Annotated in this window: 10 protein-coding genes; all 10 read right to left on the bottom strand. The window is 77.3% G+C overall.

Annotated features, from left to right (window positions below; translation table 11 throughout):
- Window positions 1-67: 67 nt before the first annotated feature.
- The 10 genes from ACWGH0_RS18760 to ACWGH0_RS18715 all read right to left on the bottom strand — a co-directional run bounded on the left by ACWGH0_RS18760 (window position 68) and on the right by ACWGH0_RS18715 (window position 11158).
- The gene (locus tag ACWGH0_RS18760; RefSeq protein WP_453405271.1) at window positions 68-991 is read right to left on the bottom strand and encodes a glycosyltransferase family 2 protein; all 924 of its coding nucleotides are present in this window, start codon (window positions 989-991) and stop codon (window positions 68-70) included.
- Window positions 988-2070: a glycosyltransferase family 9 protein gene (locus ACWGH0_RS18755; protein WP_453405270.1), complete on the bottom strand. Its 1083-nt coding sequence runs from the start codon at window positions 2068-2070 to the stop codon at window positions 988-990. Before ACWGH0_RS18755 ends, ACWGH0_RS18760 begins: the two co-directional genes overlap by 4 nt.
- 52 nt (window positions 2071-2122) lie before the next feature.
- The gene (gene rfaE2 / locus ACWGH0_RS18750; protein ID WP_453405269.1) at window positions 2123-3526 is read right to left on the bottom strand and encodes a D-glycero-beta-D-manno-heptose 1-phosphate adenylyltransferase; all 1404 of its coding nucleotides are present in this window, start codon (window positions 3524-3526) and stop codon (window positions 2123-2125) included.
- Window positions 3523-4221, bottom strand: coding sequence for a D-sedoheptulose-7-phosphate isomerase (locus ACWGH0_RS18745; protein ID WP_453405268.1), 699 nt, complete (start codon window positions 4219-4221; stop codon window positions 3523-3525). Before ACWGH0_RS18745 ends, rfaE2 begins: the two co-directional genes overlap by 4 nt.
- 120 nt (window positions 4222-4341) lie before the next feature.
- On the bottom strand, window positions 4342-5604 hold the full coding sequence (locus ACWGH0_RS18740) for a glycosyltransferase (protein ID WP_453405267.1): 1263 nt from the start codon (window positions 5602-5604) through the stop codon (window positions 4342-4344).
- A complete protein-coding gene (locus ACWGH0_RS18735) occupies window positions 5601-6566 on the bottom strand; it encodes a glycosyltransferase (RefSeq protein ID WP_453405266.1) in 966 nt (321 codons plus the stop codon). Before ACWGH0_RS18735 ends, ACWGH0_RS18740 begins: the two co-directional genes overlap by 4 nt.
- Window positions 6563-7645 (bottom strand): glycosyltransferase family 9 protein, encoded by a 1083-nt coding sequence (locus ACWGH0_RS18730; RefSeq protein WP_453405265.1) that lies wholly within the window; start codon window positions 7643-7645, stop codon window positions 6563-6565. The genes ACWGH0_RS18735 and ACWGH0_RS18730 overlap by 4 nt, the downstream gene beginning before the upstream one ends.
- The gene (locus tag ACWGH0_RS18725; RefSeq protein ID WP_453405264.1) at window positions 7642-8418 is read right to left on the bottom strand and encodes a D-glycero-alpha-D-manno-heptose-1,7-bisphosphate 7-phosphatase; all 777 of its coding nucleotides are present in this window, start codon (window positions 8416-8418) and stop codon (window positions 7642-7644) included. Before ACWGH0_RS18725 ends, ACWGH0_RS18730 begins: the two co-directional genes overlap by 4 nt.
- Window positions 8415-9488, bottom strand: a complete 1074-nt coding sequence (locus ACWGH0_RS18720) for a glycosyltransferase family 2 protein (protein ID WP_453405263.1) — start codon at window positions 9486-9488, stop codon at window positions 8415-8417. The genes ACWGH0_RS18725 and ACWGH0_RS18720 overlap by 4 nt, the downstream gene beginning before the upstream one ends.
- Entirely contained in the window at window positions 9485-11158 is a 1674-nt protein-coding gene (locus tag ACWGH0_RS18715) for a carbamoyltransferase family protein (RefSeq protein WP_453405262.1), read from the bottom strand. The genes ACWGH0_RS18720 and ACWGH0_RS18715 overlap by 4 nt, the downstream gene beginning before the upstream one ends.
- Window positions 11159-11229 lie beyond the last annotated feature (71 nt).

Below are 11229 nucleotides of genomic sequence, written 5' to 3'. Positions count from 1 at the left end.
GTCCACCGGGCGGCGGCGGTTCGGCGTACACCTGCCACCTCGCCGGCCCACGCACGCCGTCACCCGCTCACGACGACCTCTCCAGCAGGCGCAGACGGCGTTCCACCCGGGCCGGCGTCCGGTGCCTGCGGGCCAGGGCGGCGGGCAGCCGCCGGCCGGCCTCGGCCAGCGCGCGCCGGGCCTGCGGGTCGTCGATGCCTTCGAGAGCCAGCCGCGCCGTCCGGGCGAGTGCCTGGCGCAGGGGCCGCCGCAGCCAGGCGGTGAGCAGTTCATTGCGGCGCATCCGCACGACCCGGCCGGGGCGCGGGCCCGCGTCGGGGTCGTGGCGGGCCACGACGCCGGGGCAGTGCGCCACTCCCCAGCCGTGCGCGTCGAGGTCGATGGCGAGCAGCTGCTCCTCGCCGCCGACCCCGAGCAGCGGGTGGAAGCCGCCCACCTCCAGGTACGCGGCCCTGCGCACCACGGACGCGCAGGCGAGGAAGCCCAGCACGGAACGGCCGGGCAGGTCCGGCTCCTGCCCCAGCGGCGATTCGCGCAGTTCCCGGTTGAGCGGATCGGGGAACGCCTCGGGGCCGACGAGCGTGGTGGCGGCCACCAGCCCCAGCCGGGGGTGGCTGTCGAGCACGTCGGCGGCCCGGTCGAGGGCGCCCGGCTCCCACCACGAGTCGTCGTCGCTGAAGGCGATGTACGGCGTGTCGAGTGCGGTGGCGCCGTACGTGCGGCCGGCGGCGGCGAGGTTGCACCCCGGGGTGAGCAGGAGGACGGCGGGGTGCCGGGCCCGCACCGCCTCCGCCGTGCCGTCGGTGGAACCGTTGTCGACCACCGCGACCGGCGGCCGTTCCGGCAGTGCGGCCAGGCGGTCGAGGGTGCGCAGCAGGCTCGTACGCCGGTTCATGGTGATCACCACGATGCCGGTCCGCGGCGGTCCGGCCGGACGCCCGCCGGCCGGGCGGCCGGTCCCGGCGCGGTCCACGGCCTCCCCGGCGCTCACCACGAGCCCCCGACCAGCGGCCGGTCGGTCTCCTTGCGGAGGTCCGGCTCGGGCAGTTCCCGTACCGCCTCGACGACCTCGTCGACGGTGATCCTCAGCAGCCGCTCGTCCGGCAGCGGGCCGTGGGCGTCGCCGGGGCGCGCCGAGTAGTCGCCGTCGGGGTGCCACAGCACCCGGTGCCGCGCGCGGGCGGGCGGTCCCCACAGGCGCGGGGCGACGGGGCCGAACAGGACCACGGAGGGGGTGGCGAGCGCCGACGCGAGGTGGGCGAGACCGGTGTCCCCGACGATCACGCAGCGGGCCCGGTCCACGAGCGCGGCGAGCCGGGCGAACGGCACGTCGCCCGCGCCGCCCACCACCGCCTCGGGAGCGAGACCCGCCTCCGCCGCCACCTGCCGGGCCGACGGCCCCTCCCCCGCGCCGGCGGTCACCACGACCTCGTGGCCCGCGCGGTGCAGTGCCTGGGCCACGGCGGCGAACCGCTCACGCGGCCAGCGGCGGGCGGCGGCGTCGGCGCCCGGGTGCAGCACGACGGCGCCCGGGGCCGGGGACGCGACGGCGGGCCGGGGGATCAGCAGGTCCTCGGGGTCCGCGGGGACGCCGTACCAGTCGAGCAGCCGGCACCAGCGGTGCCGTTCGTGTTCGTCGGGCCGCCAGGTGGGTCCGGGGATGCCGGGCGTCTCGGGGTGCGCGTACGCGAAGAGCCGCTCCGGCCCGAGCCGCTGGAGCAGCAGGTGGCTCGGCGGGCCGTTGCCGTGCAGGTCGACCGCGATGTCGGGGGCGAGGCCGTCCCAGGCCAGTTCGGCGGGCACCGCCCGGCCGGGGGCGGACGCGGGCAGCAGCCGGTCCACCAGTCCCGTCGCGGCCGCCGCCTCCGCCAGCCGCCCTGGGGCGGCCAGCACCACCTCGTGGCCCGGCAGGCCGCGCCGCAGGGCGCGCAGGGCGGGCACGGCGGTCAGCAGGTCGCCGAGCCCGAGGGCCCGCAGGACCAGCACGCGCGGCCGGGACGCCCGGTCCGGAATCCGGTCCGGGGCCTCGCCGCCGCTCTGGGGCGGCGGTGTCCGCTTGTCGGCACTCATGTCGCTGGCTGCCTCTCTCCGTGGGCGTGGGGGCGTGCGGCCGGGGCCCGGCTCAGGGCGGGGACGGCTTCACCCGTACGGCGGCCCGCGCCGCGCGGTGGGCCAGCCGCGTGGTGGAGCGCCCGACGAGGTACGGCAGGACGACCGCCTGGCCGCCCCAGGCACGCAGCACCTCGGCCTCGGGGAGGTCCTCGACGGAGTAGTCGCCGCCCTTGACCCAGACGTCGGGCCGCAGCCGGCTCAGCAGGGCCGCCGGGGTGTCCTCCTCGAAGACCGCGACGGCGTCGACGCTGCCGAGCGCCGCGAGCACCCGCAGCCGGTCCTCGACCGGGTTGAGCGGGCGGCCGGGGCCCTTGCGGCGGGTGAGCGACGCGTCGGAGTTGAGGCACACGATGAGGCAGTCGCCGATCCGGCGGGCGCTCTCCAGCAGCCCGACGTGACCGGCGTGCAGCAGGTCGAAGCAGCCGCCGGTCGCGACCACCGTGCCGCCGCGCGCCCTGACCCGCTCCGCCAGGGCGAAGGGGTCGGTCTCCGGCGTCTCCTCCTCCGCGCCGGGCGCGGCCCGGGTCCGCCACAGCGCCGGGTTGCCCGCGCCGCCCGCCGCCACGAAGGCGGCGGCCTCGGCGACGGCCCGCTGCACGGCCTCTTCGGGGAGCGCCCCGTCCGCGAGGGCCGCCGCCGTGGCGGCGGCGAAGCAGTCGCCCGCGCCGCACGGATCGCCCTGGGCGCGGTAGGGCGCCGGGACGAGCATCGGCGTACCGGCGCCGGGCCTGGTCAGCAGGACGCCCCGCTCGCCGAGGGTCACGGCGACGGCGGCGGCGCGCCAGCGTTCGGCGAGGTCGCCGCCGCGCTCGGCGTAGGCCCGCAGGGACTGGCCGTCGGCGGGGCTGAGGGCGCAGGTCTCGGCGCCGTTGGGGGTGACGATCCGGGCCCCCGGCACGGGGTCGTCGCCGTTGGGGTGGGGGTCCCACACCAGGGGCGTGCGGCGGGCCACGGCCTCCAGGTGGGGCCGTACGGCGCTCGCCGTGCCGCGCCCGTAGTCGGCCACCAGTACGGCGTGGGCCTGCGCCAGCGCCTCGCGCACCGCGTCGTCGGGCTCGCCGGGCGTCCCGCCGCCCCGGTCGATCCGCACCAGCGGCCGGCCGCCGGCCAGTACCCGGGTCTTCACCGGCAGGGTGCCGTCCAGGGGGATCTCGAGCAGCCGCACCCGGCCCCGCAGGGCGCGGCGCACGGCTGCGCTCGCCGGGTCGTCGCCGAGGGCGGTCACCAGCGTCACCTCGCGCCCGCCGCGGGCGGCGAGGGCGGCGGCGAGCCCCGCCCCGCCGGGACGGCTGCGGTCACCGGTGACGTCGACGACGGGGGCGGGCGCGTCGGGGGACAGCCGGGTGGACACGCCTTCGATGTCCTCGTCGAGCAGGACGTCCCCGACGACCACCAGGGGCTTGCGCGCGGTCATGACATCCTCCGTTCGACGACGACCGGCCGGGCGGCCCCGGTCTTGCCCTTGGCCTTGACCTTCGCCTTGGTCTTGGCCGCGACCCGGGTCCTGGCGTCGGGTCCGGGAGCGGGCGCGCCGCCCGCCGCGTCGAAGCATTCGCACAGCACGTGCACGGCGACCAGGTGGGCCTCCTGCACGGTCGCCGTGCTGTCGGCGCCGACGCACAGCGCCTCGTCCGCCGCCTCCGCGAGGGGATTGGGGCCCGGACCCGTCAGCGCCCAGACGCGCAGCCCCGCAGCCCGGCCCGTCACGGCCGCCGTGATCAGGTTGGCGCTGCGGCCGGAGGTGGACAGGAGCACCAGGATGTCGCCGGGGCGGCCGTGCGCCGACACCTGGCGGGCGTACACCTGGTCGAACCCGTAGTCGTTGCCGATGGCCGTCACGCTGGACGTCTCGGCGTGCAGGGCGATGGCGGAGTAGGCGGGGCGCTCCTGGCGGTAGCGGCCGACCAGTTCGGCCGTCAGGTGCTGGGCCTGCGCGGCGCTGCCGCCGTTGCCGGCCGCCAGCAGACGTCCGCCGACGGGGAGCACGGCCGCGAGTTCGGCGCCCCAGGCGGCGAGCCGGCCCAGGTTCTCTTCGCGGAAACCGGTGAGCGCGTCCCGCAGCGACTGGCAGTGCCGGTGCGCGGCGTCGAGTACAAGGGATTCGTTCATGCTGGTCGGGCGTGCCGCGTCCGGGGGACGACGGCCGGACCCGCACCTCCTTCGGACATCGGTGCTGCGCGGATGACGGTCGGGAACGCCGACGTCGCGGTGCGCCGGCGGGCGGTCGGGTCAGACGGCCCCCGTCACGGCGGGCAGCGCGGCGAGCACCTCGCCGTACACGGACTCGGTGGACGCCGCGACGCGCGCCCAGCCGTAGCGGCTCAGCACCCGGCGGCGGCCCGCCTCCCCGCACGCCTCCCGCAGCGCGGGGTCGTCGAGCAGTTCGCCGACGGCGCGGGCGAGGGCCCCGGGGTCGCCGGGCGGCACCAGCCGGCCGGTGGCCGGGTCGGAGACGGTGTCGAGCTGCCCGCCCACGCCGCTGGCCACGACGGGCTTTCCGCAGGCCATCGCCTCCAGCGGCACGATGCCGAACGGTTCGTAGTCGCCGGGGCACAGCACCACGTCGGCGGTCCGCAGCAGGGGCGGGACCTGCTCGCCGGGCACGCCGCCGGTGAAGCGGACGCGGTCGGCGACTCCGGCGTCGCGGGCGAGGGCGCGCAGCCGCCGTACCTCGGGGTCGTCGTCGAGCAGGTCCGCCGGGGGGCCGCCGACGACCAGGAGCTCCGTGTCGGGCAGGCCGCTCAGCGCGGCGATGGAGACTCCCGCGCCCTTGCGGGGCACCAGGCGGCCGAGCTGGATCAGCCGGTGCCGGCAGGTGCCGTCGCGGTCGGCGACCGGTCCGTACGGGGTGAACTCGGCGGTGTCGACGCCGCACGGGACGACGCCGACCTTGTCGGCGGGGATGCCCATGCGGCCCAGTTCCGCGACCTCGTCGTGGCAGGTCGCGATGATGCGGTCGCAGCCCAGGCCCACCTCCCGTTCGCACGCGATCCGCGCGGGCGGGCTGGTGTCGGCACGCCGCTGGTGCCGGCGCTTCACCGTGCCGAGCGCGTGGAAGGTGTGCACGAGCGGCAGCCGCAGTTCGCGCGTGGCGTGGAGGGCGGCGAGGCCCGACATCCAGAAGTGCGAGTGGACGAGGTCGGGGGGCCGGATCTGCCATTCGCGCGCCAGGTAGCGGCCGAAGGACAGCATGTGGGGCAGCAGTTCGTCCTTGGGGATCTGTTCCGGCGGTCCGGCGGGCACGTGGTGCACCTCGACGCCGGCGCGCAGTGGCACCCTGTCCGGCAGGTCCCGCGCGTCCCGCCGGGTGAAGACGGTGACGCTGTGACCTCGGTCGGCGAGTGCGCCCGCAAGGCGCGCGACATGGACGTTCTGGCCTCCGGCGTCCACTCCGCCGAGGGCCGCCAGGGGGCTGGCGTGCTCCGATACCAGCGCGATCGACAGGGCGCCGGCGTTGCCGATGCCCGCGCCGATGGGGGCGAGGGATGTCATGAACGCACCTCCGTCATCACGCGCTCCCAGTCACCCAGGAAGCGCTTGAGCCCGTACCGTTCGAGTACGGCCTGGCGGCCGCGCGCACCGTCCTCGGCCGCGGCTTCCGGTTCCTCCAGGTAGTGCCGGGCCGCGCGCGCGAGCACCTCGGGCCGGGTGGACAGCGTTCCGGCGCCGGGCGGCACCGCCTCGACGGCCTCGGTGGTGGCGAGCGCCACGACGGGCATGCCCAGGTGCATGGCCTCCAGCAGCGACAGTCCGAGGGACGTCCAGCGCACCGGGTGCACGTACATGCGGCGCTCGGCGAGTGCGGCGTGCAGGTCGCTCTGCGGAAGGTCGGCGGTGTGGCACCGGTCGTCGGATATGCCGAGGTGCGCGGCCAGGCCCTCGGTGCGCATGCCGAAGACGTCGAGCGGCGTCGCCTCGGACAGGGCCGGCAGCAGGTCCGTTCCGGTGTAACGGCCGCGCCGGACCGGGTCGTTGACGACAACGGCGGCGCGCGGGAGCCAGCCGGTGTACTGGTGCCCGGGGTCGACGATGCCGTGCTCGATCACCTCGGTGCGCGTCGACCCGTTGTCCCAGAACAGCCGGTTGAAGTGGGTGACGTGGACGAGTGTGAGGTCGTCGCGGTCCGCGAACGGGTGCCGGGTGTCCGGCACGTCGCCGTCCGGGGCGTTGTGCTCCAGGTAGACGGCGGGTACGTCGCGGCCCGGGCGGCGCCCGCCCAGCCAGCGTTCGGCGAGGTCGAGCTCGTGCGGCCGCTGGAGGACGACGAGGTCGACCTGCGTGTCGCGCAGTTGCCCGGGCGTCACCTCCCGCACGGAGTCGGGCCAGGTGAACGTGCGGGCCCGGCCGAGCCCGTCCGCGTCCCGGGTGGGGGTCACGGGAACGAGATAGGTGTGCGGCCCCTGGACGAACGCCGTGGTCCAGGAACCGTGTACGTGCCACAGCAGGATGTTCATGCGGTCGCTCCTCCTCGTTCCTTCTCGGATACGCCGCCCGGCACCGCCGGGCGGCCCGCTTCGGGCGCTGCCGCGCCGCCGAGTGCCGCCACCGCGGCGAGCACCTCCGCGTCGGCGACCCCGTCGAGGCAGGGGTGCCCCGGCGCCGAGCAGCGCCGGGCCCGGGTCCCGGCGCACGGCGCGCCCTGGTCGCCGAGCAGTACGTGGGGCACGCCGTACGGCCCCCACCGCTCGGCCGGTACGACCGGCGCGAACAGGGAGGCGACGGGGGTGCCCACAGCGGCGGCCAGGTGGGCGGGTCCGGTGTTGCCGACCACCGCGACGCGGGCTCCGGCGAGGACCCCGGCCAGCTGGTGCAGGTCGGTGGCTCCGCCGAGGTCGAGGGCGTGCCGCCCCGCCACTTCGGCGGTCAGGTCCTTCTCCGCGCGGCCACCGGTCACCACGACCCGGTGGCCCGCGGCGGACAGGGCGGCGGCGGCCCGCGCGGCCCGCGCCGCGCTCCAGGCGCGGGCCGGGACGGCGGCGCCGGGGTGCAGCACGACGTACGGACCGGGGCCGGTCAGGTGGGCGGTGGGCGGCGGCGGGCTGATACGCAGGGTCCCGTCGTCGCCGGGCGGCAGCGGGAAGCCGGCGTCCCGGGCCAGGTCGAGGGCGGCCTCCGCCTCGTGGCGGTGCGGCAGCCGGTGGTGCCGCAGGTCGAGGAGCGCGCCGGGGTAGTCCTCGCTGTCGGCGGCGGTCCATCCCACGCCCGCGAGTTTCAGCAGCAGGGCGGCCGGGAGGGGGCTCTGGTGGTACGAGACGAGCACGAGGGCGCGGTCGAAGCGGCGGGCGGTCAGTTCCTCCAGCAGCGCGCCGGTGTCGTCGCGCGTCACGGGCGCGGGATCGAGCCCCACCCAGGGGGCGTCGTACACCAGCACCTCGTCGACCCCGGGGAGCAGCCCGGCCGCCTGCACGCCCAGCGGCCCGCAGAGCAGGGCGGTGTAGGAGGACCCGGCGGCGACGGCCCGTACGGCCGGTCCGGCGAGGAGCACGTCGCCGGCGCTGTCCAGGCGGACGACGAGCGTCCGGGGCGCGGTCATCGCGGGCCTCCCGTCCGTCCGGCCGCGTCGGGGGCCAGTACGAGCCGGACGGCCCCCAGCAGGTCGTCGGCCGTCTCCTCGGCCGCGGCGGTCTCCTCGGGACGGGTGACGGGGGTCGGTACGAGCACCCCGCGCGCGCCGGCGGCGGCCGCTGCCGCCAGATCGGCCCCGATGTCCCCTACGACGACGGCGCGGGCGGCGGGCACGCCGAGCCGTGCGCAGGCGGCCAGGACCAGGCCGGGGGCGGGCTTGCGGCAGCCGCAGTCGTCGTCCGGCCCGTGCGGGCAGACCGCCCAGACCGCGAACGGCCCGAGGAGCGCCTCCACGCGGTGCCGCACGGCTTCCACCTGACGCCGGGTCAGCAGCCCGCGGGCGACCCCGGACTGGTTGCTCACCACGCCCACCGGGATGCCCAGCGCCCGCACGGCGTCGACGGCCTCCCGGGCCGACGGCATGAGTTCGACCCGGTCGGGGTCGCCGTTGTACGGCACGTCGACGACCAGCGTCCCGTCCCGGTCGAAAAGCACGGCCTCCGGAAGCCCGCCGCCCGTGCCTCCCGGCAGCGGCGGCGTCGTTCCGGGGGCGGGAGCCGGCCCGCCACCGGTGCCCGGCGCCGGGGCGCGGGCGTCGCCGGGGCCGTCCCCGCGCGGATCCGGGAGCCCGCCCGCGCCGGGCCCGCCCGGCGCGGGGCGCCGGGCGGCCGACGGCGGGCCGTCGAACAGCCAGGGGCCGCTCGCGGGTTCCGGCGGAGCCGCCGTGGGCCGGCGGGTCATGGCCCCACCCGTACCTGGACCGGCTCGCGCGGGGCGCGCGGCGGGGCCGCCGCCTCGTGGGGGCCGAGCGGCAGGGCGCGGCGGTACTTGGCGTGTCCGCGCAGCCAGTGCCAGGTGGCGGCCGGCGGGATGAGCAGGCTGGTGAGGGCCATCGTGGCGACCTCGTCGCGGGTGCGCGGTCCCGGTGCGACCCGGGCCCAGGCGAACTCCGCCGTACCGGCCAGCCACCCGGCGGCGCACGCGGCGGCCGCGCCGCGGCGGCCGGCGGCGGCGCAGGACACCGCCGTCAGCGCGGCGGCCGTCACCGCGAGGTGGCGGGGCAGGCGCCCCCGGGGCGCGTCCGCGCGCGTCCACCAGTCGCGGCCGTGCCGCCGGTTCATCAGGACGTCGTCGGCGTTGCCCCGCTGGAGGCGTACGGAGATCATGCGGTCGGCGCGCCGGACCGGGTGGGTCGTGGTGCGCCTGCCCCGGTCCACCGTCCAGCCGGCCGCCAGCACCCGCAGGGCGAGGTCCGCGTCCTCGCGGAAGGCGCGGCGGAACCGCTCGTCGAAGCCGCCGACGGCTTCGAGGGCCTCCCTGCGGTACGCCATGTCCGCGGTGATCCACCGCGCGGTGGCCAGCCCGGCCGTGTTGCGCTCCCAGTCGGTGGGGCGGCGGTCCGGCGGCAGCGGCACCTCGATGCGCGCGGTGACCGCGGCCGTCCGGTACGTCGCCGCCGCCAGGTCCGCCGCGAGGTCCTCGGCCCAGGTGGGGCTCGGCACGACGTCGTCGTCCAGGAAGACCGTCCACGGCACCGGACCGGCCTCGCGCCACCCTCTGTTGCGCGCTGCCGCCGGCCCGCGCGTCCGGCCGGTCACCACGGTGGTGACGGGCCGCAGGGCGTCGGGGACGACGACCGGCAGCGGCAGCCCGCCGGTCTCGCGGCGGTCGTCGACGAGGACCACCTGCGCGGGCTTGGGTCCCGTCCCGTCGGCCAGGGCCCGCAGGCACACGTTCAGGCTGCGGCGCCCGATGGTCGGGATCACCACCGCGTACGCCGTGGCCGTCGTCTCCTGCCCGTGGGCCGTCATCGCGCGGCCCCGTCGGCGTAGGTGTCGGACGAGTGGAAGAACTCGCCGCGCCGGATCGCGTACGGGCCGATGGCCAGCAGGTCCACCGGCGAGGAGCCGAAGCACTCCAGTGCGTCGCGCGGGTCGTCGACCATGGGCCGGCCGGCCGTGTTGAGGCTGGTGTTGACGACAACGGGCAGGCCGGTGAGCCGTTCGAACTCGCCGAGCATCCGGGCGACCAGCGGCTCGGTCGCCGGGTCCACGGTCTGGATGCGGGCGGTGCCGTCCACGTGCACGACGGCGGGGATGCGGCCGCGCCACGGCTCCGCCACGTCGTGGACGAAGAGCATGTACGGGCTCGGCACCGGGCCGTCGAAGATCTCGGCGGCCCGGTCGGCCAGCACCATGGGGGCGACCGGCCGGAACTGCTCGCGGCCCTTGACGTCGTTCAGGCGCTCCAGGTTGCCCGCGTGGCCGGGGTGGGCCAGCAGCGAACGGTGTCCGAGCGCCCTGGGGCCGTACTCAGAACGGCCCTGGAACCAGGCGACGATCGCGTTGTCCGCGAGCGCCCGGGCCACGGTCTCGGCGATGTCCGGCGGCCGGTCGAACGGCACCGCGGCCGTCTTCAGCCACGCCAGGAGTTCCGCGTCCGACCAGTCACGGCCGAGGTCCGCGCCCGCCATGGGCTCCGGATCGTCGCCCGCGCCGGCGGCGAGCAGCAGGGCGCCGCCCAGCGCGGTCCCCGCGTCGCCGGCGGCGGGCTGGACCCACACGCGGGAGAAGGGGCCTTCGCGGGCGATCCTGGAGTTGGCGACGCAGTTGAGCGCGACGCCGCCGGCGAGGGTCAGCAGGCTGTCGTGCGTCTTGCCGTGCAGCCAGCGCACGAGGTCCAGCAGCGTCTCCTCCAGGACGGCCTGCGCGCTGGCCGCGACGTCCGCGTGGTCCTGGGTCCAGGGCTCGTCGGCGCCGCGCGGCGCGCACAGTTCGCTCCAGGGCACCCCGGTGGCGTGGAAGCCGCCGTCACCGGTGGGGTACACGTAGCGGCGCAGTTCGGGCAGCATGCGCGGGGTGCCGTGCGAGGCGAGCGCCATGACCTTGAACTCGTCGGACGAGCGCAGGAAGCCGAGGTGCTCGGTCAGCTCCTCGTAGACGAGTCCGAGCGAGTGCGGCAGGTCCTGTGCGTGGAACGCCTCCAGGCGGCCCTTGATCCGGCGGGCCGCGAGGTGGGAGGCGCGTTCCCCCCGGCCGTCGAGGACGAGCACCGACGACGTCTGCGCGTCCGAGGCGGCGAACGCGCTCGACGCGGCGTGCGCCATGTGGTGCGGTACGAACCGGACGACGGCGGGGTCGAGACCGGGCAGGGCGGCCTTGAGGAACGCCGGGGCCTGGCGGGCGTACGTCAGCCGCAGGTGGTCCCAGGGGTCGTCAAGGCCCATCGACTCGGCGGCCCTGGCGAGTTCCGGGTCGAAGGAGTACGCCACCGCGTCGAGGTCCTGCGGGCGCAGGTTCGCGCGCTTGAGGCACCAGGCGGCGGCCTGCTCCGGCATTTCCCAGGCGGAGAAGGGCACCGGCCGCTTGCCGTGCTTGCGCCGGGAGAATCGCTCCTCCTCGGCCGCGGCTACGGTCCGGCCGTCGATGACCAGGGCGGCGGCGGGGTCGTGGAAGAGAGCGTTGATTCCGAGGATGCGCATGGGGTCCCAGGCCTTTCGGCGAATCGGGGCGAAGGCGGGCCGCGCCGGGGCGCGCGGCCGGGAGGGCGTTC

The sequence above is a fragment of the Streptomyces sp. NPDC054887 genome, assembly GCF_053610585.1.
Note: the sequence above shows the minus strand (reverse complement) of the source record. Positions and strands in the feature narration are given on the sequence as shown.